Genomic DNA, 25235 nt, shown 5'->3' with positions numbered 1-25235 from the left:
TCACATGAAAGTTGGCGTGATTATGGGCGGTACATCTTCAGAACGGGATATTTCACTGCTCACCGGACAGGAGATGATTGCGAATCTCAATAGAGACAAATACGAGGTTGTGCCCATTGAGCTGAACACCAAGCGCGATCTAATCGACAAGTCAGCGGGGATCGATGTGGCACTGCTTGCCCTGCATGGCAAATACGGCGAAGACGGTACGGTCCAAGGCACACTGGAATCTCTGGGTATTCCCTACACAGGCTGTGGTGTGCTTGCAAGCAGTGTATGCATGGATAAAGACATGTCCAAACAACTCATGCAGCATGCAGGTGTGCTTACCGGGGAATGGCTGCGGGTGAACCATATGGAGGAACTGTCCTCCATTGCTGTTCAACAATTAACGTACCCCGTGGTGGTCAAACCCAATTCGGGCGGTTCCAGTATCGGTACCCAAGTGGTGAAGGAAGCTTCCACTCTGCCCGCCGCTGTAGAGGCTGCCCTCGCCTGGGATGACACGGTCATGATTGAACAGTATATCGAAGGTGAGGAGATTACCTGTGCCATTCTGGATGGTAAGATGTTGCCGGTGATCTCCATTCGTTCGAACGCTGAGTTTTTTGACTATGCTTCCAAATACGATGACCACGGGGCCGATGAGCAGGTTGTGCAATTGCCTTTGGACCTTCACAATCGCGTTGAAGCCGCGGCGTTGGCCTGCTATCAGGTGCTCAAATGCAGCGTCTACGCTCGCGTGGATATGATGATTCGGGAAGGCATGCCGTATGTGCTTGAAGTGAACACGCTGCCGGGTCTTACCCGTAACAGTCTGCTGCCCAAAAGTGCAGCTGCTGCAGGCATTACTTTTGCAGAGCTGCTGGATACCATTATTGAACTTTCATTGAAGGAAAGACCCAAGGAGGATACAACATTATGAGCCTGGATGTAACGATTAGACATAGCTCCCCTACCGATCTGCAAGATATGGTCATTCTGATGGACCAACTTGGTTATCCCACCACGTACGCCGAGATGGAAGAGCGCTATACCCATATCTCTGCGGACGCAAACTTTACTACACTGGTTGCTGAAGCACGAGGCCGCGTAGTTGGACTGATCGGATTACAGACGTCTTATCTATATGAAAAGAACGGAAGACACTGCCGTATCTTGGCATTGGTTGTACACGACCAGTTCAGGGGCTCAGGCATCGGTCGTCAGCTCATTCTTGAAGCTGAGCAATGGGCAGCCACGCATAACGTGGATTCCTTGTCTCTGAACAGTGGCAATCGCCCAGAACGTGAAGCTGCACATGAATTCTATCGCCAGATGGGCTTTACAGCCGGGAGTACCGGATTTAGCAAAAAGCTACAGATTCTACAGCACACTTAACCTGAGGATGATGTGCTATTTCAAATTTCACACCAAAAAGAACGCCCTACTCCGCACATTGGCGGAAACGGGCGTTCTTCAGTATATATCTATGTCGCATTGATGTGCTGTTGATGATTATGGGATCAATATTTGGCTGACTGCGCACCATCAATTGGAATAATAGCTCCATTGATAAACGGTGCTTCGCCAGACAGCAGGAAGGCAACGAGGCGCCCTACTTCCTTCGGTTCACCCAAGCGCTTCGCTGGGTTGTCCTTCACGAACTCTTTGGATGCTGACTCCCAGTCATCTGGATTGATCTGTTTGAACGAACCGATGACCATATCTGTCAGAATGGCTCCAGGTGCAATTGCATTAATGCTGATCCCGTGCTCGGCGTATTCAATCGCCGCATCTTTGGTCATGCCGGCTACGGCATGTTTACTCGCTCCATAGGCAATCTGGTTTGGCACGGCGCGAATGCCACCGACAGAGGACGTGTTGACGATGTAGCCTTCGCCCTGTTTCTTCATCACAGGCAAGACGTGCTTCAACCCGTAAAATACACCCTTCAGATTGATATCGATAACTTTATTGAACATCTCCGTCTCGTAGTTCTCGATCAGGTTTTGCTTGCCTTCAATGCCTGCATTGTTGAAAAATGCATCGATACGTCCAAACTCATTGACAGTATCGCTAACATACTTCTTCACAGCTTCTTCGTCCGATACGTCACCTTCAATTAGCAGAAATTCGGCATGCTGTACCTTTTCCGAGATCACACGCTTGGTCTCTTCCAGCGCCTTCATGTTCACATCCACTAGGGTAAGCTTAGCCCCTTCACGTGCAACTTCCACAGCAGCTGATCGTCCAAGACCGGAGCCACCACCTGTAATCAGGACCACTTTACCCGCAAATCGTTCAGTCATAATTCATAGACCTCCCTTTGCGTTTTTGACATCCTCCATACGTAAATACCCATTTCTTCATTTGCTCTAATCTAACGGGGATCTGTTACAACCAGCATCTCAACCGGATTAGTATGCTTCCGTATTCGCCCTGCCATTCGTCCTCAGGACTTCATAGCCTCATAGGCTGCAAGTAATTCCTCTACTTCTATTCCATTGATCTTCATCCCGTTCACTTGACACTGTTCCAACTGCACTCCAGATAGATCGCAATCGATAAAGCGACTTCCCCCAAGATCACAATGCGCCCAATGCATGGGTACACGGTCAGATCCAAGATGTGTATCCTGGAATTGAACGCCATCCAAAGCACAGAATTCAACCTTGCTATCGGTTAGGCGTAAATCAGCTAGCAATATATTGGTCATATTTAGATTGGTAAATTTGCTTCCACTCAGGTTGCAGTCGGTAATCCGACTATTGGTCAGATTACTGGTGCTGTAACGGACTGAGTCCAGATTAGCTTGAACATATTCAACCACTGACTCACCCGAGTCCATGGATAATGCCACGTCACATGTTGGATCAAAAGGATCAATTGACATGTTCTTCTCATATCCAAACTCATCCTCAGATGCATAGATACAAACATATCCCATTTTTTCGTAAAAATGATGATTATCCTGCTGCCGACCTGAGGTCTCCAGCTTCCAGATTTCAATCTGCGGAAATTCAGTCTCAATAAGCCTCATGACTTGAGTTCCCACGCCACGTCCCTGGCATACGGGATCAATATAGATCTTATCAATCCTGGCATGTTTTCGTCCGAGCACGTTAACACTCACCCCGCCAATAACACATCCATCTGATTCTACAACATAATAATCCCATTCACGGATCACGTAACGATGCATTCGAACTGACGAATAATCAGGTGGACATAAATTGTTATCGATATCCTTCGCACTATCCGCCCAGACTTCTATGGCATGATCAAAAGCACGAGTACAAATCTCTGTAAGTACAACAGCATCTTCTTGCTGCGCTCGTCGTAAGCGAATTTCAGAATGTAACTGCTTCGGTTGCACTGGTTCGGACTTTACTTTGAGCAGTTCAAAATAATCGTAGTTCTCCTGGTCCACTAGCTTTTTGCGAGAGATATAACAAAAACCCGTATACTCCAGAACTTTGCGTGACGGCTGGTTGTACGGCTTCACAATGCCCACGATTCGATCCAGCAAGGTATGCTCAAATACATATGCTGTTAGCGCCTGCACAGCCTCTGTGATGTATCCTTTATCCCGGTAATCCCGGGAGATGGCGTAAGCCACCTCGCGGTCAGCACAGTCCAGCATGTCATTCGGAAACACACCACACCAACCGATGATATGCTGGTCTTCATTGTGTACAACGGCAAGCAGGATGCGTACATCTTCCGGGTTGAACTGTTCGTAACTGCCAACAACGAATTGTAAAAATTCGCGCAATTGCTCCTCAGTCATCTTCCAATCTGGCAGGATATCTGTGATTTCAGGTTGTTGGGTTAATGCATACACGACAGCCTGATCTTCCAGCGTAAATGGACGCAACGTAATCGAGTTTGAATGGATGAATAATTGACTTTTCATATACAACACCTCTGGGGATTTATTTAGGATGACACAACAAAGAGGAGCACCTCTAATAGAGGCACTCCTCGATCTGTTTCATCATTTCAGAAACGCCGAAGCTCCTCGTAATGGGTCAAAAGGACACACGTATCCCGTTAATGTTCTAACGGAATTTTTGCGGTGTTCTTTTCACGATCATTACGAGAAATCTGGCATACTCTGAAATCCCCTCTCTTACTAAGGATTACTTATAACGTCTCACTTAAGGACGGTCAATGTAAATCCAGCCTGTTTCTTGTTCCTTATCTACAGTAGCTCCAAGGGATTCAGCCACAAAGCGCAGCGGCACATACGTCTTGCCGTCCTTGCCTACATAAGCGGATTCCACCATAGTTACTTCTTTACCAGCAACGGTTGCCTTCTTGGAACCTACGGTCAGGACAATCTCATCACCAGTGATGTCGTCAATGACAACGATTTGGTTCGAGCCTTTGGTCCATTTCACTTCAGCATCCAATTCTTCAGACACGTAACGAAGTGGAACAAATGTTGTATTCTTAACCGTGATCGCCCCAGCGTATTCATCATCCGGGAAGAGCACTACACTTTTACTCGTGATCCCAGCTTCATCTTTCAACAATTGGTATGCCAGTGAATTGGAATCAAAATTGCGCAGCATCTGTCCAGGCGTAATATCATCCTTCATCAGATCCATGACGCCACCCGAAACATCCACTTCATCAACTGCAACCGTTCCACCGATATTCCACTGTTCACTGTCTCCACTTACGGTTACAGAGTTCACCGGCAGATCCTCAGAAGCAGGCAGCGCTACTTTCAGTTCAAAGTTTTGCTTGCGAATATCCAGCTTGCTGTCGAGATAGAAATCCAATTTCAGTTTGGTATCTGTGCCAAAAACCGTTTTGAATTCAGGGGTCTCATTCAACAGGTTGTTCAGCTCCTGATCATAATTGACCAGCATACTGTCCAGTCCTACTTTGATGATGGCATATAGTGACGCAACGGCTTCATCTTTCGATTCAGGAACGATCGAATTCAGCGTTTCATCTCCCCCGCCCTCAACCTCATTCACAGCTTCAAGTACAGGGTAGAACACATCATACAGATCACCAATCAGGTCTTTCAGTCCCTGCTCATCTTTCGAAATACTCGTCAGGAACGGTTTAACCATAGCAAGCATCTCTTCACCACTAACTTCCAGATGCAGCTTGGAGAGGCTAAGCGCTTCGCCATTCACGGATTCCTGTACCGGTGTTACGGAGATGTTCTTCGGATTGGACAGATGCTTCAGGACAAAAGAGAACAGTTTCGGGGAAATTTCCTCGAGTTGTTTCTCCAGAGCCTTCGTATCTACCATCGGAAGCGCTTGTGCATCTTGGAGCGTATCCAGAGATATGTACAGCGGTTTCTGGGCTCCGTCCAGATCAATGACCAATTGGGACTCATTCATGGACAGGTGGAAAGGTAATTTCGTTCCCTCCATGCTCAGTGTACCTTTGATCGATGCAGTCTTCGCATCTTTCATTTTGGCTTGATCAATATCCAGGGATATGGAATTAATGAGTTCGATCATTTCAAGGTCTTTATCTGTAGCAAATTCCTTAGCCGGTTCTATGTTTATATTCATGGATTGTCTGGATTCACCGGACTTGATACTCGCGCCATTGGCCATTGCTTTGCCAACGTCTACTCCACCCACAGCCTGACATCCTGTAAGAACAACCATTAAAAGTACTAGTGGCACTGCCATCCATTGGACTAACTTCCGATTCGTAATATGAACTCCTCCTTAGAAAAATATGGTTCATTTCCATTATGAAGGTATAGGTAATTCTTGTAAACGGATACGCAAAAAAATAAACCAAAAGGCCGGAACATGTCCGACCTCTGGTCTATCTATATTTCAGCATATCGTATGTTTCGATAAAACATCCTGCTTCATTATGCAATGCCGGGAGTTATTCTTGCTCCTGATCTTCTGCGAGTTTCTCATCCGTTTCTTCATCTTCCGCAGTTGCGGGAGTCTCGAATTGATCCGGCTCGTCCTCTTGAATGGCTTTGTTCTCTTCGTTCTGATCCTGTGTCATATCGCATTCCCTCTCTTCTACCGGATAGTCATGTCATCAAGGCCTGAGCCTTGTGTCTATCAATAACCCGAATAGGAGCAGTTCAAACCTACCAAACCATCATTACACTTCTTAGAAAACATAAAAAACAATCCCGTTTCCACTCGCAGCCGTTGCCTGAAACAAGGCCTGGATATCATCCACAGTCTGAACGATCTCCTGAAATGTCTCTTCCGCATCCCAATCTTCCATGACAGGATAGACGCCTTCAGTGATCATCTGGTCCAGACTATACCGCTGCTTTAATTCTTCCGTTGTAAGCTGCTCCAATGCCATGTAGGCCTCCAGCACCTGCTCATTACTGAGCAAGAACAGATCCATGTCCGAATAGTTCCCCAAGTATTGCTCACCTGCAAGAGGCACCACATAGCCCAGGGGCGGCTCTCCTTCTATCAGGTTACCGTTTAGTGTGAATTGAAGCATCTGCCACGTTTTATCAATATCCAGATCAACTGCACAATCATGCACACTGATTTCACCTGACTTAATGGATTCAACTAGCTCCTTCGTTACCACAAGATATCTGCCGGACATTCCCATACCGTTATCCCTCCTGTGTAATTGGTTCTGTTGTTCCCCATTAACCGTGCTTGATGTAAAAGAATCGGGGTATTGTGACATATAGTGAATCAACTCATCAGGTATAGCCCACTTGAACACACTAGTCAGTAGAGGATTACGAAAAAAGGATCGAACCGCTTCCATATTTATGTCCGCTGAATAATCTTCAAATAGGAGCTCTTCTCGCTCCCCTGATCGACACTGCAGATTTGCCACCTGTGCAAGCGAAGATTGTTCAAAGATGAAGTCAATCATACGAATAACAACAGGTTTTACATACTTTGACGTTATTATGTGTACTTCCATTCGCTGCAGATCATAGATTAAGGAAAATACTGTATCTTCGCGTTTGGCAGAAGCCAGTACCTTGAAGAGTGCGTCTGGATTATCAAGAAATGTCCCAGAATTAGTATAAATGTCGGCAACACATGAAAACCGATCCATTGAATTCTTCTCATAATCGTCCCATTGTGACCATACATTCTGCCCTGACTCCAGTTCACGTATTGCATCACTATACGCGGTATTTGTAATTACAGGCGCCTCCAAAGGCGCGGAATGCACACACATATGACCCTGGAGAAACTCCACAATTGCATAATTTCCGGTGCGATCTGCGATTAAATAATGCAACTGGGAAGTGCTCTGATCTATTCGGATTCTCCCCGCTGCCTCCAATGCTTCATCTACAGTACTGCATGTATCCAAAAGATACTGTATCCACTGAATCTCACTTACAACTGGAAGGCCGTCTTCAGCTGGATAGTGGGTCGACCATAACGTGGTCTGTTCAATCACAAGCCCTGCTTCATTTATGCCTCCATTGGGATTCTCCTTCCCTACTTGAGAAACGGTTAGACTCCCATAGACTGAAGTCCATGATGCAGGAAGAGATGGAGGCATGATCAAGGCAGTTTTCTGCAGTCCACGTTGGTTTGTGAAGAGATATACTCCATCGTAGATCACATCCTGATTTTTGCAGACCCAAAAGTTCTCTTGAGATTTCACTGCGAATGCTGTGCTCATTTCTCCCCCTCCTGATGTGAGAAGGGTGCAGATATATTTGCCATGGACTCCGCTTTACTAAGCCATTCTTCAGAATGTTTGATCGTTTTCTCACCTCCCAGTTCAATGATCGCTGCAAACCTCGCAATTAAAGCCTGCTTGTGTTTCTCCTGCAGCAACTGGACAAGCTTCATCTCGTAGGCTTTTTTCTCCTCTTCTTCCCCTTCCCTCTCTAACTTCTGTTGAATAAAAAGGATCTGTATATCCACTGTATTCTCAGGTGTGAGATCACGCAAATAATGTTGTCCATCAATCAGCACTTCATGTTCGACATGAAAATAATCGGCCAGTTGTTGCAGTCTATCCTTAGGAATTGGTCGACGTTTCTTGACCCAGTCATTAAATTGCTGTGGAGTGAGTCCTACCTCTTTGCACACCTGAGTGTAAGATAACTGGTGAATATGAGCCAAGTACTGCAATACCGTCATTGAGGGCAATGAAACTTGATTCATGCACAACACGTCCTTCACAAATGTATTTTATTAACTCGACATATAATATGTCATTATACAGGAGACATATTATATGTCAACAACGCTTATTCACTTATTTTCATCCTCAATAAGACCGGGTAAACGATAGTACAGATTACAATTGTTGACGGGAAAACATATCATCTCAAGGAGGGTGTATACATGAAAAAATTTGATTACAGTCTCAATTATGATGAGTTGGATCTGCGCAAACATCCTGAGCTGTACACCGTAGGCCGGGGCGAGCAGGGTGTGCTGATGGTAGAGCCGTACAAAGGCGAGATTCTGCCACACTGGCGATTCAAAACACCCGAGATTGCGACAGAGTCATCGGAGAAGATCTATGAGCTATTTTTGGAGTATAAGAAAAAGGGAGATTTCGTTGGTATGGATATGGCTCGTAAATTTCTCCAGATGGGTTATACACGGGCCAGACGGTATACAAATCACAAAGGAGGACGCAAATACTCGAAGGAGGATGGCTCGATCTTGCCCTATCAGAATGACAAGGTGAAGGCAGAAGCCGCGGCTATATTTAAAGCACAATGGGAGATTGCGAAGACGGATCCAGACTATGTGAAGATGAAGAAGGAGCATCGGGAAAAGTACGAGTCTGATGAGGCGTAGGATCAACGGTGAAAAGATTGACTTATGGAAACATTTGTCTCAGAATCGATCTTGTTACTGTTCATTTTCAACCATTATATTGGAGAAGAGAGGCGCATTCGATTATGACAGATTCGTTCATCCACTTAAACACAGGCCAGAATATCAGTATCAACGAATCCACCCAACTTCAGGTAACCATTCAATGTACATCATCTCCTTCTCCCTTGGATGTTAGCTGCTTTATGGTGAACGAAGAGGGAAAAGTCCCATCCGACGACTATTTTGTTTTCTATAATCAGAAGGCTGATCCCCATCAAAGTGTGCTTTTGCAACAGACAGAGGAACTGAAATCCTCTTTTGTACTGGATACAAATCAATTACGGCAGGCCCCTGTGGAAAAATGTGTGTTTACGGCAACTCTGGATGCGGGAGGCACATTCGCCAATGTTCAGGCATGTCAGGCGATTGTACGAGCTGGTTCCCAGCAGATTACCTATGAGGTCACGCAGGTCACTGCGGAAACAGCGCTTATTTTCATTGAAATCTACAAGTATCGTGACGGATTCAAAGTTCGTGCGATTGGACGAGGTTTCTTTGGTGGATTGCAGCCGCTGGCAGAATCATTTGGTGTTGAGATCGAGAGTAACGATACTTCAGAAGCCGAACAGGTTCTTAACACGGCACGAGCTGAAGTTGCAGCCGCCTCTCTAGAAGCCCTGGCACCTGTTGCTCCACCGAACACGAATCATGCGCCGCTAAACCTGACCAAGATCGATCTCCTCAAACATAAAGTAACCCTGTCTCTCCAAAAGAAAAAGATTGAACCTATACAGGCACGTGTTGCCGTCGTATTTGACGCATCAGGCTCCATGTACCATCTGTATCGCAAAGGCATCGTGCAAGAAGCCTTCGAACGTATCCTGGCGATTGCATCAGCATTTGACGATAACGGGGAGTTGGACGTCTGGTTCTTCGCCAAAGACTTCTTGCGTGCACCTAGCGTCACCGCCAGGGATTTCGAGAATTATATTGAACGCACATATACGCTGGGAAGCAAAGGTGGTACCAATAACGAACCTCCTGTGATGCAGGATGTCATTCGCAAATATACGATCGAGGAACCCGATGTGAACATTCCAACGTATATTATCTTTTTTAGCGATGGTGGAGTCAGTCAAAAAGGGAAAATCATGCGGCTTATTACCGAAAGTTCAACCAAAAATCTGTTCTGGCAATTCGTTGGCCTGGGACAAGCCAATTACGGTATTCTGGAGAATCTTGATGATATGACTGGACGTTTCATCGATAATGCTGACTTTTTTGCTCTCGACGACATCTCCAAGATCAGCGATGAAGAATTGTACGATCGTCTCCTCACTGAATTTCCAGGTTGGATAAAGGAAGCTCGGGCCAAAGGCATTTTGGCCTAAAGCTTTATCCCTATACCACTAATCAGGCTTGTACTTTTTCTGCTTTACCATCCTTGGAACGTGGACGGAGCATACTTCCTACAATTCGCAACATCAACTTGCGTGGCACGAGGCGGGTGAACTGCGCTGTCCAGTAATTACCGGCCCCCGGCACAGCATAAGGTTTGCCTGACTCGAGTGCTCTCATGGCCACCGCCACGACATGCTCAGGGGTATCACGTTTACCCACCGAGGCTTCATCAGCACCCACTACATCAAAGAACGAAGTATCGGTTGAGCCTGGGCATAGTGCCAAAAACTGAACGCCACGCTTCCTGTTTTCTTCATATAATGCCTCGGTAAAAGAAAGTACAAATGCCTTCGTTGCTCCATACACAGCCATATACGGATCAGGTTGGAAGGCAGCCGTCGAAGACACATTAATGACAGCACCATTTCGCTTCTGTAACATGCCTGGCAAGAAAAGATGCGTCATGTTTGTCAAGGCGAGCACATTCAACATAATCTCCTCCTGCTGGCGGGAACCATCCACCTGTTCAAAACATCCATGGGTAGCAAATCCCGCATTGTTGATCAGCATATCGATGTGTATTCCCCGATTCTGACATTCCTCATATACCCTCTGAGGTGCATCGACTTGAGACAAATCCGATACGATCACCTCAGCCCTTACTTGATATGTACGTTCTATACGTTCTGCCAATTGATTCAGTTTGGATTCTGTTCTGGCCACCAGCACAATATTTTTACCCTTGGAAGCCATTTCGAGTGCAAAAACTTCCCCAATACCTGAAGAAGCACCTGTAATAAGTACCCATTGATGCTGTTCTTTTATCATCTCTCATCCATCCTCTATGCATAATTTGAACACTTGTTTTTACTAGGAAACACTGTTTCTGTATAGAATCATCGTAACCAAAATCCATGACGCTGTCAAATACATTTGTTAAATTTAAATCTAGAACGTGGTGCTTACTTATTAAATTCGGATTAAATTGACGTCATCCGGCGTAAAACAGTAGAATGACCATAAGAAAAAAATATATCGACGTACTTTCATAGAAGACAGACCGCATTTAAGCTGAAGTTTTTCTTGCCATCATCGAATCCTTCAGCTCCGCTGAAAACGTATAAATTCTATAATCTTAAGAAAAGGAAACGTAGTTTCTGTTCAACAACAATACGGTTACGAGGATGAAATCAATGAAGGATCTTAATTCGGGTTCCACAGAATCTGCACATACGGTAACAACCTTTCAGGAAGCCAGACTCCAGCACTCGGATAATCTGCGGCAAAATATTGTGCACGCTGCTGCTGCTTTACTGCAAGAGCATGGACCAGAAGCCGTCACGGTACGCCGTGTAGCTGAACGCATGGAGTGCTCCACCAAAATCATATATAACCTTTTTGGCAAAAAAGAAGGGTTAGCCAAACATCTGTATTTAGAGGGATGCTCCCTCATGGCCCAGCGATTTGAAACTATACCCCGGCAGGCATCGTTCGAACAGTATTTCCGTGATCTGGCCTACGTCTACTGGGACTTCGGCATTTCTCAATCCAGCTTCTATCAGCTGATGTTTGGAGGATCTTTTTCCGAATTCAAACCAGATGGAGAGACCTTACAGGGAACAGCGACTGCACTGAAGCAAGTGTCTGCTTTGGTGGAGATTGCCATTGAACAGGGAATGCTTCAGGTACAAGATCCCATGCTTGCGGTTCGGATGATCTGGGCTCCCTTACACGGTGTTATTCATCTGTATTTGGGAGGCCATATTGAGAGCGAAGAAGCTGCCAAAACCCTCTATGATCATACGTTATCCATGGTTATACACTCCCTTGTGAGTACATCTGCGAATGGATAGGCATTAAATGCTGTTTTAGATACTTTTAGAAGATAAACGAAAAAGGAGCAGACCCATTGGCGTAATACGCCTAGGGCATGCTCCTTTATTTGGTTGACTCTATCTAGTTCCGTAACGGTTTCAGTCGATTAACGTGCCTCTTGGTTCTCAGCTTCCCAACGTGCAATTTCTTTGCGCACAATTGGAGCAACTTCTTTACCAAGCAGCTCGATTGCTCTCATAACATCGTTGTGCGGCATTGTGCCGAGGGGGGTGTGCAACATGAAGCGTGTGATCCCGACTTCTTTACGCAGGTAAATAATTTTCTGAGCTACGGTCTCCACATCACCTACATACAATGCACCTTCCAGGCTGCGCGCCGCATCAAATGTCGCACGGCTGTAGTGTCCCCATCCACGTTCACGACCCAGTATGTTCATGACCGCTTGCGCTGGCGGGAAGAATTTCTCCACGGCTTCGTCTGTTGTATCGGCAATGAAGCCGTGAGAGTGAGAAGCAACGGTCAGCTTGGAAGCATCATGTCCTGCATGTGCAGCTGCTTTCTTGTACAGTTCCACCAGTGGTGCGAATTGCACCGGACGACCACCGATAATGGCAAGCACCAGTGGCAAACCGAGCAGTCCTGCACGAACTACCGATTCCTGATTACCGCCACTGCCAATCCATACCGGAAGTTTTTCCTGTACCGGGCGCGGGTAGATGCCCAGATTGTTAAAGGAAGGGCGGTGTTTGCCTTCCCAGGTTACTTTTTCCGAATCACGCAGCTTGAGCAGCAAATCCAGTTTCTCGTCGAATAACTCATCGTAGTCGTTCAGATCATAGCCGAACAGTGGGAACGATTCGATAAATGATCCCCGCCCTGCCATAATCTCTGCACGTCCGTTCGAAATGCCATCTAATGTCGCAAAATCTTGATATACCCGTACCGGGTCATGCGATGACAGCACGGTTACCGCACTCGTCAAGCGAATATTCTTGGTCTGTGAAGCTGCGGCCGCCAGAATGACAGCTGGTGATGAAGCGGCGTAGTCGGCACGATGATGTTCTCCCACGCCATATACATCCAGACCCACCTGATCTGCCAAAACAATCTCTTCAACAACATCGCGAATGCGCTGCGCATGACTGATAAGTTCTCCTGTTTTTACATCCGGGTTCGTCTCCACAAATGTACTAATTCCGATTTCCATTGTCTGTTCCTCCCTGGTATGAAGCGATCCGTTGTTCATCTAACCTATTGTAAGTAGATCACCTTTTGTTATGTATCTTAATATTGAACTATTTTGATAAAAAACACAAGTACCCTCTGTTTCCAGAGGGCACATTTATGTTTATTTTCTATAGATTACAGCTTATCTATACTTAGTTCCATCAGGTTGGCATTAATTACAACACCGGTCTGTTTCATAAAATTAAATCCCAGAATTCCGTCAATCTCCAAACCATAATCCATATTTCCTATTTCAACTTGAAAATCATTAATCGTTGTTCCATCTACAGTTATAGAATCGAGCGACTTGGTATAAACATACTCTATACCGCCTACACCTCTTATAATATCAACGAGATCATCCTCTTCAGGAACCATTCCTACTTCCCGAACTGCATCTGCATTCAATAATGTACTAGCTGATCCGGTATCCAAAAGGACTTTTTCTAATTGTAGTACTTCTCCTCTAAATTCAAGTTTTATGCTTATGAAGGGTAGACCATAAATCTCTGAAATTTTCATCGAGGACCTCTCATGCCAACATATCGTTCTCTTGCCACAACTTCTGGACGTGAAGTGTGAAAAAAGCAGTATTCCCGTCTGGGATCTTCCTGATGCAATTCACCATAACGTTTTAGTGCCTTTGTAGAATCATCAAATGAATCAATCACTGCCATCTCTTCAATGTAACGCTGGCCTTCTCTAGAGTACGCCTTGGTTGCCTCAAAAACGACCCATTCATTAGGGAATCGCTCCTGAACTTCCTTCCATTGCATAGTGACACCTCCAGACCATTAGATAGAAATATTATATCATGTGGAAACAGTATTCCACGGGCTGACATTCTAAAATACATAGATTTTTAGAACATTGCCTGTAAGTCTATTATTTCTTTCTCCCAATGTACAGCAGATGAGACGAGATTCCCAATATGGAAGGGTCTTTGGCGGCTTCAATCATATATTGCATGAGTTCATCGTACTCGCCACGCTCTTTCCAGTATTGCTGCTGCTCGTCCGTAAGCATCGCTCTAAGGCTGGATGAACCAATCAAGTCAACGGTTTCAAATCCATGTTGCTCCATGAAGGGTGCAACGTCCTGAATATTAAAATAGTATGCTCCCGTAAATCGTCCTTGATCCTGATGATCGAATATACCCTTTTCCACAAAAGAATGGATTGCTGCCATGTTATCATTCGGTTTCCAGTGCTGCGGAGATTGCAGCGAATTGATACTCATGCGCATTCGGCTTTGCATCGCTACAAACACCACGCCTTCTCGCTTGGTCACACGGTACAACTCCCGTACAGCAGCCATCCGCTCTTCGTCTGTCTGCAGATGATATAACGGCCCCAGCATGAGGGACGCATCGTACGTCTCGTCAGCCATACCGGAGAGCGAAGTGGCATCGAGAACATGGAACCCATCGAATTGCTGTGTCAAACCAAACTCCTGAGCCTTTTGCCTCGCAGTATCCACGGAGGAAGGTGTCAGATCCGATAAAGTGACTTGGTACCCCAGCTTTGCAAGCTCCATGGCATACTTTCCTGGTCCTGCGCCATTATCCAGAATACAACCAGTAGGGGGGAGATGTTCCCTGATGTAATGCATGTTAATGATGAATTCAATTGGTTCCCGCTCCAGTCTGCCCCACTCATCAAACCCGGAATAATATTTAATAATATGATCTCTCTTCATCGCTCTGACACCTGCCTTTTCTTATATGTAGACCACCTAACCATGTTCAAAATTAAATTCCAACCAGTATATATCTACTAAATATTTCCTGTCAACAAAAAAACGTTCAATTTCCATTGAATGCGGAACTGAACGTTTTTCGATCTTATATCTTTTTCACAAACTCAGATTTCAACTTCATTGCACCCAAGCTGTCGATCTTGCAATCAATATCATGATCCCCATCAATTAGGCGAATATTCTTCACCTTCGTGCCCTGTTTAACTACAAGCGAGCTACCTTTTACCTTCAGATCTTTAATGACGGTAACGGTATCGCCATCACTTAGCACATTTCCGTTGGCATCACGGATTACTTTTGCATCCTCTGCGTTATCATTGTCTGCTTCCAAAGACCATTCATGCGCACACTCCGGGCAAACCAGCAGGTTACCATCCTCGTACGTGTACTCCGAATTACATTTGGGGCAGTTAGGCAAATTAGACATATGTATTAAACTCTCCATTCTACGATTGGCATTCCCGCAAGTATACGGGATTTCGGCGGTATATTCCATACGATTGCTCACTGCAAGGATGGATTTAAACCAAATTTAAGGTTCTTGCATCCCTCACTTTAAGGGTAACTACTTATGATGTAACTAATAGATACGCACTACACATACATGAATTTTTCTGTTTCTATGAATGTTATTATATTTAATACCAAAGGAGTTCCTACTCATGTCCTCATATGTTTTCCCTGTGCAAACGGCTTTTTTGATCTTTGTTGTTGCGGCCATGTTTTTGCTGGTGCCGTGGTTGATCTATGGTTATCGCAAAGACGGCTTCTTCAGTTGGTCACGGTTTGGCGTGAGCTTTTCTTTTATCTTTTATATTCTAGCTGCCTATTGCCTCGTTATTCTTCCGTTTCCGACTACGCGAGATACCTGTGCGCAGCAAGCCGCTGACACGATCTACTACAATCTGGTTCCATTCACTTTTGTCAAAGACATTATGAAAGAAACACCCATTGTATGGTCTCAGCCATCTAGTTATATCGGAATGATTCAGGGCAGAGCCTTCTTGCAAGTTCTATTTAACGTCCTGCTTCTTATGCCGCTGGGTGTATATATCCGTTATTTTTTTCAAAAAAGAGTCTTCTGGAAGTACGCCCTGCTAGGTGGATTCGGGCTCTCCTTATTCTTCGAGATCACCCAGATCACCGGATTCTACGGGTATTATAATTGTCCTTACCGTCTCTTTGATGTAGATGATCTGTTATTGAATACTTCAGGAGCGGTCATTGGATTCTTCACAGCGCCCATCCTGCTTGCTTTATTCCCATCACGTGCAAGCATTCAGGCGAAGAGCGAACAGATCGTGGAGCAAAACCAAGTGTATGTTATGCCTCAATTGCTCGCGTTAATTATCGATGGAGTTGTTGTTGTCTTCCTCTCGAATCTGATTTCGATCTTCACAGCATCTGATGTGATCAGTGATGCGCTAAGTACATCCATTGCTATGGTCATTGTGCTGTTCTTCATCCCTTGGGTAAGAAATGGGGTAACTCCAGGCTCAATTATCTTGCGATTCCGCTATGTAGATCATCAGACCGGCACACCCACCAGTGAATCGTTATTCAAAAGATTTGCCGCACTCTATGTTCCCTGGCTGCTAGTTACGATCATTCGCCTGGTCAACGATTATGCTTTTTCAGGTAAACAGGATGCTATGCTCCAGCCTTATCAAATATTGCTTTCCCTGGGAACAGTCGGTGTCTATATGTTGGTCTATGCCGTGCTCTTCATTCATGTCTTAATTGTGCTGTTCTCCCGTGGAAAACGTTCCTTCTACTTCGATGAGGTGTCACGCACGCGTGCCTCTCGTAAATAATGTTTGGAGTATAACAATGCAATGCAATGCATAATGTATCCCCCTAATTGGTACTTACGTTCTGCTTACTCTCCAGCCGGATTACAAAAAGAGGAGGTTCATTCTGAGAATGAACCTCCTCTTTTGATTAAGCGTATAGCAGTTATTCAGAGTATCCATTCAAATAATCGGCTTGGATTATAACCCTAACAGCTCTCGCTTGGCTGCATCCGGATCATGTAAGACCTCAATCTCATGGTTGAAGATTAGTGTCGCACGATCCTGCTCATATTCAGGCCAGTTCACACCTGCAACTTCAGGTTGGCCATTCTTGGCAAAGGAAATCCAGGCATCCTGTACCTTGAGGGCAAGTGCCGCCGCAGCTTCATCCGGCTCCGCATTCATGAATTTGAGGACATGCAGTGTATTAAACACAAAGAACATCTCGATGCTGTGAATCGCTCTTTTTAACAAGGGATGTTCCGGCATCACCCAATCAAAACGATACATCCACACTGGGGCATACTTCTGCTGTGCCGCAGCATATTGCAGCGCTGACCGCCAGAAGAACATATCGGTCATGACTTGGGCTTGTCCATCTGCCGTTTTTGGATAACTATCCGCGATGGCTACCCGGTTCTCCAGATCTGGTGTCATAAAGTCTACGCCCTGAACCATATCGATTTCTTTTGAAAAAGGCACATGCGGCTGGATGAACAGTGCACCCTCGTGCAATGTCGTACCAATCAGCACCGGAATATCCTGCGCTGAACCTTCGCTCACCGCCTGAAGTGGCACCTGTGGTAATGTATGCCCATCCAATACAGGTTGGAACAATAATGCCATACCTGCCCCGCTCTGCTGTTTGACCGTTTCACCCGCTGCAATAATCTGCTCTACAGGAATTGTATTTAACCTCTGCAGGTTGTCCCGCTCCACCCCAAGAATCTTTAACATCCCTTCCCGCAACGCTGAAGCTTGCTCTGCCGGCATGAACTGGGATGCACCGCTCTCCATAATGGCACGTTGGAACAGTCCTTTGGCCGCTGGCATCGCCATCAGTGCTGCAATACTCATACTGCCCGCTGATTCGCCGAACACCGTAACTTGATCCGGGTTACCACCAAAAGCAGAGATATTATCCTTCACCCACTGTAATGCCGCAACCTGATCCAGCAGACCTGCATTGGATACATATGAATCACCTAATGGAGCCATATGCAGGAAACCCAAAGGTCCTAATCGGTAGTTGATCGTCACAACGATGACGTCCCCCCGAACCGCTAACTGTGTACCATCATACATCGGCTGGCTACCTGAACCTGATACAAAGGAGCCACCGTGAATCCATACCATGACCGGCAATGGTGTTGCTTCTTTTTCCTTAGGTGCCCAGATGTTCAGATATAGACTATCTTCTGACTCACTCGGAATTTCTGTCAGGCCTTCTGGTTGATGATTTCGAGGTTGTATATTCTCAGGTCCAAATTGAGTGGCCTGTCTGATTCCATCCCATGACTCGGGCTGTACCGGAGCCTTGAAACGCAGCTCACCTACCGGAGGTTTCGCATAGGGAATGCCTTTCCATACGCTTGCATCGTGCAAAAGTTCGCCTTGAACGGTACCATATGTCGTTTGAACCTGAAGTTCTCTCATGCCGGTTCTACTTCCTCTCCGTAAATAGGTTAAATTAACGAGTATGTGCATATCATGTGTACTTATTTGAGTATAGTTTGTAATCATACCCATTTACAACTTTACCCAACTCTAGCCTCCCCTGCTACGTTTCACGTGGAACTTTATGGGGTGGAGGTTTTATTTTATCTGAAACACATCGAATGATGGACACCAAAAAGGCCACCCATTGAGTAATATCATCAAGTCTAACTTTCTTAATGACATTGACCCTTAGTATGACCCTTTTCCGTTGACTATCCAAATAACTACCCTTTTACAGGATAACGCACCGTAAACTCAACACCCTCAATCCATTCGCCCGCGACAAAGTCCCGTCCCTTCACAACCACTCGATCCTTATAAATCTCTACATGAAGTCCTTCACTGCCCTCCAGATGCTCATCCTCATCTGTCCAGAGATAACCTACAGAGGACGCATTAAACATGGTTGGCATCTGGCCTGCACCATCGTACATCGTATGCTGTGCCTCCAGTTGCCAATGGGTGTGACCCGAGAAGAGGATCGTTTGCGGGTATTTGGCCAGAACCTCTTTAAGTTCCGCATCCTGATTCACACCATACCAGCCTTGTTCCTTCAGCGATCCTGCTACCGTATCCATGAGTGGCTGGTGCAAGAACAGGAAGATGGGATGATCTGGCGTTGCATGCTCAGACAATCTCGCATCCAGCCACTCCAATTGTTCAGCCGACATATCACAATCCTTCGGGTGAGGTTGCTCGGTGCCCAGGAAAATATAATGATAACCATCAATCCAGTGATCGTGGTAAGAGCCCTTCATGCCGGTTATCGCTTCAAAATCACTCAATCGACGTTGCCATAACCCGGCGGCTGTAATGGGGTCGACTCCTGAAGAGATCGGTCCCTCATCCTGACCCTCCTGCTCCGGAGGTGTAGCCGACAACGTATATGTCCCGCCGGATAGTTGCTCAATCAGTGCAGCTGATTCAGCAGCGGTTTGTTTTGTTACCAGCTCCATTTCTGCTTCCTGCTCCAATAACTCAGCTACTTCGTCCTCTTTCATCTCAAGCAAAACGATCGGTGGATCTTGCCATACCACGGCTCCAATATCATGATTACCTACCGTGTATCTGATGTCGGGCAAGCTCTCCGCATGTTGCTTCCATATGCGCTGCAACTCACGATATTCGCTCGGCAGCCCCCGATCCGTCACATCACCCACATGCATAATCCCGCTGCTCCCCTGACTGAATGTAGCTATGTCGGCTAATGCTTGGTCCAGATGCCTGTTATGAATATGGTCTGCCTCATCTCGCACATGTGTGTCTGTAATGACCTGGAAGCTGGCAATAGGTTGCTCCGGTGTATGTTCATTTTTCATCAAGAATCACTCCATTTCAGTCCAATAATGCCAATCAGAATAAAACCGATCCATATCATCGACGTGAGCCGCAGACGTTCACCAAAAAAGTAATGCCCTACAACGCCAATGAGCGTAATGCCCACCCCAGACCAGATCGCATAGGCCACAGCCAGCGGCATATACTTCACTGCAAAATTAAGAAAGGTAAAACTTGCGCCATAACAGGCAAACATCAACACCGAAGGCCATAACCGCGAGAACCCATCCGATACTTTTAGCAAAATGGTAGCACTAAGCTCCAGCCCGATAGCCAGTGCCAACAGTACCCAGCCCAAGTAGGCGTGACTGTTCGTCATCGATTCAGCCCACCATTCAGCAATTCATGAAAGGATTGAATTGTTCTGTCCGCCAAGCGGATTCTTCCCGGTTCTCCAATCCCAATCCTGTACCCCGCACCAGCGGTTCGTGCCATCTCCATGTCTCCGTCCGTATCTCCAATAACCACAGTATGCTGTACAGGTACTCCCAACCGTTCACAGGCAAGCAGAAGCATATCGGGAAATGGTTTGCCTCGCTCCACCAGGTCCGTACCAATTACCACGTCAAAAAAGGAATCCAACCCCATCCACTGTAAGTGTTTGACTGCACTAGGTGTATCATCTGCCGTCACAACACCCATAACCACGCCTTCGGTACGGCACTGTTCAAGGAATTCTTGAACGCCCGGTAACGGACGTGCCGGACGATGCTGTTCCATCTCTTCCTCCGCTCGCGCCAAACACTCCCGAACCATGATCTTGGCTTCCGCCCAGCTGAGACCCGCACGATATCCATGCCACGTCAGCACGGCATACACTTCATCCATCGTGCCCATCGCAAGTGGCCCCCGCACGTCATACCCATTCATTCGGCCTTGATCATCGTGGAATGTACCCCAGATCTGTGGGAATTCATCTGTGTCGATACGGAGTCCTCTAGTCGCTAACTGTTTTCTGAAGTCGTTCAACACACAATCAGTCCAGAACCCCCACATGCCCGTAAAATCAAGTAATGTTCCGTCCTTATCGAACAAAACGGCTTTAATCGGATTTGATAATCCATCCACATACGTTTCATCTTGCATTGGTCAAACTCCTTGTCTGCAATCTTTATGAACGGAAAGGACGGTACAGCATGTACCGCCCTTTCCGCTTGAGTTACTTATAGTGATTATTGATACGTTATGTTTACAATCTGGTCAGGCTCACGACCGAGTCTCTTGGAAACAGTTCTTGTCGATATCGTTATTTCGTTACACGATCCAGTTCCTTCTGCGCTTTCTCTTTTGCTTCCTTCAGTGCTTGTTCCGCTGGCATATTATTAATCTGCACCTGATCAGCTGCATCCTTCAATGCATCATTGATCTTGCCACCCGTTGGATCCTGGAATGGAGCCGAGGCGTGAGCTGCTTGTTGCAATGGTACCGTGATCTGTGGATTTTCCTCACTGAACTTCATGAACTCTGGATCTTGTTGAGCAGATTGACGTACTGCGATATATCCGGTGTTCATGGACCATGAAGCTGTGTTTGAAGTTTCAGAGAAATACGTAAGCCATTTGTATGCTGCCTGCTGTTGCTCTGGACTTGCTGCTGACGGAATACCTGCCGATATGGCACTTGCTACCGGTTTTCCTTCACCAATACCTTCCCAGCCTGGTTGTTGCATTGCAGCGACTACGCTAAAGTCCAAGTCACCTTGGTCACCACTAGATCCGGTGTAACCTGCTGCTTTATTTTTCATCACATCATCAATCGTTTTGTACCAGTACTCCCAGCCCTGACCTCCATAATGAATGCCCATAATCTTGTCTTCGTTAATCCATTTACGGAACAAGTCCCATGTCTCGATCCATTCCGGAGAGTCGATCATAACGGTTTTGCCATCGTCGCTAAGAATCTGTCCGCCCTTACCCAGCACGGCATCAATCATATTGTCTCTACCCCACATCGGTTCCCAACCGTAGAAGGTGGTCTTGCCATTTTCTTGTTTGCTCATCTTCGCAGCCGCCTCAGCCAGCTTCTCCCATGTCGTCAGAGTTGCTGGGTCAATTCCGTTCTCCTTGAACGTATCCATACGGTAATACATGATTTGAGTTGTACCGTACATTGGCAAAAAGTATTGCTTTCCATCCACCTGTCCCTGGTTCAGGAATGTCTGAATGAAGTCGTCTTTCTTAAAATTCGGATCAGCGGCAATCATCTCATCCATGGGTGCATAATATCCTTTACGTGCCCAGTCTATATTGGAGCTGAGTACAGCGGCTGGAACCTTCTTGGAAGCAATCGCTGCTTGCAGCTTCTGTTCCGTTTCCGTGTAATCTGCTTGTACAATTCCTTTTACAACGACTTCGTTCTGGGAGGCGTTGAACGCGTCAATCGTCTTTTTCATGTTATCGCCCAGATTACCACCCAGACCATACCAGAATTCAATCTCCACCGGATCTTTTGCCTGAGCTTCGGTTCCACTGGCAGCAGCCGTAGTGCTTGATTCTGCGGGTGCTTGTGTTCCACAAGCAGTCAGTAGAGCAAAGCTGGTCGCGAGTACCAGCGACATGCCACCCTTCCAGTTCAACCTCAATCTCTTTTTCCATGTCATGCTTGCTTGACTCCAGTTCATTGTCGTTCCTCCCGTTTTAGGTGAATGGTAGTGCATATCAGTTCTTGTTCACACCAGCCGTGATATTCACGCTCTGCATGATCGTCTTCTGGGTGAACAGGAAGAGAATAAGTAGGGGTGCGATGGTGAAGGCACTCGCAGCCATAATCTGTGGCCAAGCCAGTCCATATGCCCCGCCTTCTACAAAGAAGCTGCGCAGACCCGCCGATACCAGCTGTAAATCAGGGTCTTTGGTGATGAGCATAGGCCAGAAATAGTTGTTGTACTGTTCAATAAACGTAATCAGAACCATCACGGCGAAGCTTGAGCGAACAAGCGGCGTGATAATCGTCCAGAGAATCCGGAAGTGGGATGCACCGTCCAGCTGTCCGGCTTCCACCAATTCATGCGATACCTGCATGAACGCCTGCCGGATCAGGAAGATCGAGAACACGCTGACACAGTTGGATACAATCAAGCCTGTGTAGGAATCTAGCAGATTAAGTTCGCTAAGCACCAGGTAACTAGGCAGATATACGGCTGTACTCGGTATCATATAACCCACCAGAATCAGGGATGTCAGCACACCTTTGAGACGGAATTTCATATGTGTCAGGGCGTACGCCATCATACTGGAGTTGACGATCTGAAATAGACAGATGGCTAAGGCCACCCCGGTACTGTTCAGGATGTAACGGGCAAATGGTGCCGCATTCCAGGCATCCACATAGTTGCTCCACAGGAACGTCTCCGGCCAGAAGGTCGGCGGGAACTGCCAGATCTCATCATTGGTTTTGAACCCGCTAATGACCATCCAATAGAAGGGAAAGGCTGTACCCAGCGCGATAATGGCTAACAGAAGGTAGCGGATCAATTTACTTATTTTAAAATTCGGTTGTGACACGTTCTGCAACTCCTTGCGCTTCATCCGTTTAGACTTTTTGTTGGGCAATGTCATTGTCATTAGTAGTGCACCAGACGTCTGCCAAGCAGGAAGGATACTCCCGACAGCAACACGCAGATCAGAATGATCACAACGGCGATGGACGAAGCTTCACCTACATTAAAGGATTCGAATGCAGACTGGTAATACATATACAGCAACGTTCTCGTTGATCCCGCCGGTCCACCCTGTGTCATGACATTGATCTGGTCATAGGCTTGCAAGGACTGGATGGTAAGAATAATCGAGAGAAAAAATGTCGTTGGTGAGATCAGTGGCAATGTAATACTTCTGAACTTGTCCCAACCGTTTGCCCCATCGATTGAAGCTGCTTCGAGCAGATCGGAAGGCAGATTTCGTAACGCAACGAGATAAAATACCATCGCCCATCCTATCGACTTCCAGAGCGTGACGATCAGAACGGCAACCAACGCCCAGTCCGCGTCACGCAACCAGCCGATCGGAGATACGCCAACCCAGCCCAGCATAAGATTAGCGAGTCCCACTTCGGGCTCGAAGATCCAGGACCACGCAATGGACACCGCAACTGTCGGGGTGACCCAAGGTGAGAAGAGTAATGTCCGGAAGATGCCGGATGATTTGATTTTGCTATTCATGAGCATCGCAAGCGCCAATCCGCCCACAATGGTTGGGATTACACTTCCAAGTCCGAATAACAAGGTGACTTTCAGTGATCGATAGAATTCAGAGTTTGTCAGCAGATAACTGTAATTGTCCAACCCAACAAACAACTTGTCCGGGCTCATGAAGTCCCAGTCGGTGAAACTGAGATAAACGATATATCCCAGAGGTCCCAGCCAGAAGATCAGCAATGGGATTAGAGCTGGCAGCGTGAATAGGACCGCCTCAGACTCCCTCCATAGTTTTAAACGCAAATCCCCCACTCCTTACTGTCCAATTTTTCTTTAATTATTGGGAATTTTTGAGTATAATCGACTTTATATTTCTTCTGTACAAAATTAATTGTACACTCGTATTGAAAATTCTAATTCCGGCTTATGTTAAAATTGGAGCAAGTCATGTAAAATATGAGGCAGCTAGTGGGAACGCTATCATAAACCAGAGGTGACATTGTGGGAAAAGAAACCGCCGGGAACCCGAATCATTCTTCGTTACCTGATCGGCATGCGCTAAGGGAGAGAGTCATTGAGGCCATCGCCAATACGATGGATCTGTATGGGGTGAATCATACATTTGGCAAATTATATGGCATCATGTATTTTGAAGATCGACCGATGACACTTGAAGAGATGAAGACCTTGATGAATATGAGCAAAAGCAACATGAGCTATGCGGTTCGTTCACTTACAGAGTCACAGATGATCTACAAACTGGAGGAGAAGAAGGACCGCCAGGATCAGTATCTGGCAGAGACCGACTTTTATCGTACATTCCAGAATTTCTTTGGGGCCAAGCTCCAACGGGAAGTAGATGTCATGTTAGAAGGCATTCGTGAGGTCATTCCCGACCTGTCCGCAATGATTCTTTCGGAGCATACCTCTTCTGAAGATCGAGATGATGCACTGCGTGATCTGCACAAACTCCAACACGCAGAGCAATATTACGTCTGGTTACAAGGGTTCGTGAATCAGTTGCGGGACGGTAAGTTTTACGAGAATGCTGCACACACGCCCGATAAAGAGTAGTACAACTGCGTAAACAGAATCACTAATGGGTGACCCAAGCGCTAACGAACCTAGACGATCTGACGTACCATTGTTGAGTCACACTAAAGCGCAAAAAGGAGCTGTTCCTAGCCAATGTATGGCTTTTGGAACAGCTCTTTTTTTATTCTATCTATTGTATTGTCATATCCTATCCATCAT

At 46.2% G+C, this 25235-nt stretch carries 26 protein-coding genes; 7 read left to right on the top strand and 19 right to left on the bottom strand.

What is annotated here, in order from left to right:
• The first annotated feature begins 4 nt into the window (after positions 1-4).
• Together MHI14_RS00995 and MHI14_RS00990 are read left to right on the top strand one after the other, a co-directional pair.
• Positions 5-925, top strand: a complete 921-nt coding sequence (locus MHI14_RS00995; protein WP_341129719.1) for a D-alanine--D-alanine ligase — start codon at positions 5-7, stop codon at positions 923-925.
• Positions 922-1380 carry a GNAT family N-acetyltransferase gene (locus MHI14_RS00990; RefSeq protein WP_339311416.1) on the top strand — a complete coding sequence of 153 codons (459 nt, stop codon included), beginning with the start codon at positions 922-924 and terminating at the stop codon, positions 1378-1380. The genes MHI14_RS00995 and MHI14_RS00990 overlap by 4 nt, the downstream gene beginning before the upstream one ends.
• A 125-nt stretch (positions 1381-1505) precedes the next feature.
• On the opposite strand, the gene MHI14_RS00985 is transcribed toward MHI14_RS00990, so the two are convergent.
• The 6 genes from MHI14_RS00985 to MHI14_RS00960 all read right to left on the bottom strand — a co-directional run bounded on the left by MHI14_RS00985 (position 1506) and on the right by MHI14_RS00960 (position 8105).
• The gene (locus MHI14_RS00985) at positions 1506-2291 is read right to left on the bottom strand and encodes a glucose 1-dehydrogenase (protein ID WP_341129718.1); all 786 of its coding nucleotides are present in this window, start codon (positions 2289-2291) and stop codon (positions 1506-1508) included.
• A gap of 143 nt (positions 2292-2434) precedes the next feature.
• Positions 2435-3898: a GNAT family N-acetyltransferase gene (locus MHI14_RS00980; RefSeq protein ID WP_341129717.1), complete on the bottom strand. Its 1464-nt coding sequence runs from the start codon at positions 3896-3898 to the stop codon at positions 2435-2437.
• 244 nt (positions 3899-4142) lie between these two features.
• A complete protein-coding gene (locus MHI14_RS00975; protein WP_341129716.1) occupies positions 4143-5627 on the bottom strand; it encodes a copper amine oxidase N-terminal domain-containing protein in 1485 nt (494 codons plus the stop codon).
• 232 nt (positions 5628-5859) lie between these two features.
• Positions 5860-5988 carry a hypothetical protein gene (locus MHI14_RS00970; RefSeq protein WP_017691584.1) on the bottom strand — a complete coding sequence of 43 codons (129 nt, stop codon included), beginning with the start codon at positions 5986-5988 and terminating at the stop codon, positions 5860-5862.
• 111 nt (positions 5989-6099) lie between these two features.
• Complete coding sequence (locus MHI14_RS00965) at positions 6100-7614, bottom strand: DUF1877 family protein (RefSeq protein WP_133386309.1); 1515 nt, start codon at positions 7612-7614, stop codon at positions 6100-6102.
• A complete protein-coding gene (locus MHI14_RS00960; protein WP_133386310.1) occupies positions 7611-8105 on the bottom strand; it encodes a helix-turn-helix domain-containing protein in 495 nt (164 codons plus the stop codon). The genes MHI14_RS00965 and MHI14_RS00960 overlap by 4 nt, the downstream gene beginning before the upstream one ends.
• A gap of 183 nt (positions 8106-8288) precedes the next feature.
• Here MHI14_RS00960 and MHI14_RS00955 point away from each other — a divergent pair, with 183 nt between their 5' ends.
• Both MHI14_RS00955 and MHI14_RS00950 read left to right on the top strand, forming a co-directional pair.
• Positions 8289-8753 carry a DUF4385 domain-containing protein gene (locus tag MHI14_RS00955; RefSeq protein WP_047840920.1) on the top strand — a complete coding sequence of 155 codons (465 nt, stop codon included), beginning with the start codon at positions 8289-8291 and terminating at the stop codon, positions 8751-8753.
• Between the two features lie 104 nt (positions 8754-8857).
• Positions 8858-10165, top strand: a complete 1308-nt coding sequence (locus MHI14_RS00950; protein WP_341129715.1) for a VWA domain-containing protein — start codon at positions 8858-8860, stop codon at positions 10163-10165.
• Positions 10166-10187: 22 nt separating this feature from the next.
• Here MHI14_RS00950 and MHI14_RS00945 read toward each other — a convergent pair whose 3' ends face one another.
• The gene (locus MHI14_RS00945; RefSeq protein WP_341129714.1) at positions 10188-11003 is read right to left on the bottom strand and encodes an SDR family NAD(P)-dependent oxidoreductase; all 816 of its coding nucleotides are present in this window, start codon (positions 11001-11003) and stop codon (positions 10188-10190) included.
• Positions 11004-11368: 365 nt separating this feature from the next.
• Between MHI14_RS00945 and MHI14_RS00940 the strand changes: the two genes are divergently transcribed.
• The gene (locus tag MHI14_RS00940; protein WP_091035574.1) at positions 11369-12028 is read left to right on the top strand and encodes a TetR/AcrR family transcriptional regulator; all 660 of its coding nucleotides are present in this window, start codon (positions 11369-11371) and stop codon (positions 12026-12028) included.
• A gap of 128 nt (positions 12029-12156) precedes the next feature.
• Here the strand turns inward: MHI14_RS00940 and MHI14_RS00935 are convergent, their stop codons facing one another.
• The 5 genes from MHI14_RS00935 to MHI14_RS00915 form a co-directional block, all read right to left on the bottom strand.
• Complete coding sequence (locus tag MHI14_RS00935; RefSeq protein WP_341129713.1) at positions 12157-13218, bottom strand: LLM class flavin-dependent oxidoreductase; 1062 nt, start codon at positions 13216-13218, stop codon at positions 12157-12159.
• A gap of 155 nt (positions 13219-13373) precedes the next feature.
• Positions 13374-13760: a retropepsin-like aspartic protease gene (locus tag MHI14_RS00930; RefSeq protein ID WP_341129712.1), complete on the bottom strand. Its 387-nt coding sequence runs from the start codon at positions 13758-13760 to the stop codon at positions 13374-13376.
• Positions 13757-14014: a hypothetical protein gene (locus tag MHI14_RS00925; RefSeq protein ID WP_074092774.1), complete on the bottom strand. Its 258-nt coding sequence runs from the start codon at positions 14012-14014 to the stop codon at positions 13757-13759. Before MHI14_RS00925 ends, MHI14_RS00930 begins: the two co-directional genes overlap by 4 nt.
• A 109-nt stretch (positions 14015-14123) precedes the next feature.
• Positions 14124-14936 (bottom strand): class I SAM-dependent methyltransferase, encoded by an 813-nt coding sequence (locus MHI14_RS00920; protein ID WP_133386314.1) that lies wholly within the window; start codon positions 14934-14936, stop codon positions 14124-14126.
• Between the two features lie 145 nt (positions 14937-15081).
• Complete coding sequence (locus tag MHI14_RS00915; protein ID WP_017691576.1) at positions 15082-15423, bottom strand: zinc ribbon domain-containing protein YjdM; 342 nt, start codon at positions 15421-15423, stop codon at positions 15082-15084.
• 235 nt (positions 15424-15658) lie between these two features.
• Between MHI14_RS00915 and MHI14_RS00910 the strand changes: the two genes are divergently transcribed.
• Positions 15659-16810: a VanZ family protein gene (locus MHI14_RS00910; RefSeq protein WP_133386315.1), complete on the top strand. Its 1152-nt coding sequence runs from the start codon at positions 15659-15661 to the stop codon at positions 16808-16810.
• Positions 16811-16987: 177 nt separating this feature from the next.
• Here the strand turns inward: MHI14_RS00910 and MHI14_RS00905 are convergent, their stop codons facing one another.
• The 7 genes from MHI14_RS00905 to MHI14_RS00875 form a co-directional block, all read right to left on the bottom strand.
• Positions 16988-18445: a carboxylesterase/lipase family protein gene (locus MHI14_RS00905; RefSeq protein ID WP_091035556.1), complete on the bottom strand. Its 1458-nt coding sequence runs from the start codon at positions 18443-18445 to the stop codon at positions 16988-16990.
• A gap of 287 nt (positions 18446-18732) precedes the next feature.
• The gene (locus tag MHI14_RS00900; RefSeq protein WP_341129711.1) at positions 18733-19827 is read right to left on the bottom strand and encodes a metallophosphoesterase family protein; all 1095 of its coding nucleotides are present in this window, start codon (positions 19825-19827) and stop codon (positions 18733-18735) included.
• Positions 19827-20165, bottom strand: coding sequence for a DMT family transporter (locus MHI14_RS00895; protein ID WP_249913078.1), 339 nt, complete (start codon positions 20163-20165; stop codon positions 19827-19829). Before MHI14_RS00895 ends, MHI14_RS00900 begins: the two co-directional genes overlap by 1 nt.
• Entirely contained in the window at positions 20162-20932 is a 771-nt protein-coding gene (locus tag MHI14_RS00890; RefSeq protein ID WP_341129710.1) for an HAD family hydrolase, read from the bottom strand. Before MHI14_RS00890 ends, MHI14_RS00895 begins: the two co-directional genes overlap by 4 nt.
• A 160-nt stretch (positions 20933-21092) precedes the next feature.
• Entirely contained in the window at positions 21093-22466 is a 1374-nt protein-coding gene (locus MHI14_RS00885) for an ABC transporter substrate-binding protein (protein WP_341129709.1), read from the bottom strand.
• A 37-nt stretch (positions 22467-22503) separates the two neighbouring features.
• Complete coding sequence (locus MHI14_RS00880; protein ID WP_223199815.1) at positions 22504-23349, bottom strand: carbohydrate ABC transporter permease; 846 nt, start codon at positions 23347-23349, stop codon at positions 22504-22506.
• 59 nt (positions 23350-23408) lie between these two features.
• Entirely contained in the window at positions 23409-24284 is an 876-nt protein-coding gene (locus tag MHI14_RS00875; RefSeq protein WP_036671737.1) for a carbohydrate ABC transporter permease, read from the bottom strand.
• Positions 24285-24482: 198 nt separating this feature from the next.
• On the opposite strand from MHI14_RS00875, the gene MHI14_RS00870 reads away from it, so the two are divergent.
• Positions 24483-25055 (top strand): GbsR/MarR family transcriptional regulator, encoded by a 573-nt coding sequence (locus MHI14_RS00870; protein ID WP_341129708.1) that lies wholly within the window; start codon positions 24483-24485, stop codon positions 25053-25055.
• Positions 25056-25235: the final 180 nt, after the last annotated feature.

It is taken from the genome of Paenibacillus sp. FSL K6-2393 (assembly GCF_038002545.1).
Taxonomy (GTDB): domain Bacteria; phylum Bacillota; class Bacilli; order Paenibacillales; family Paenibacillaceae; genus Paenibacillus.
This window is presented reverse-complemented; position numbering and strand designations above follow the sequence as displayed.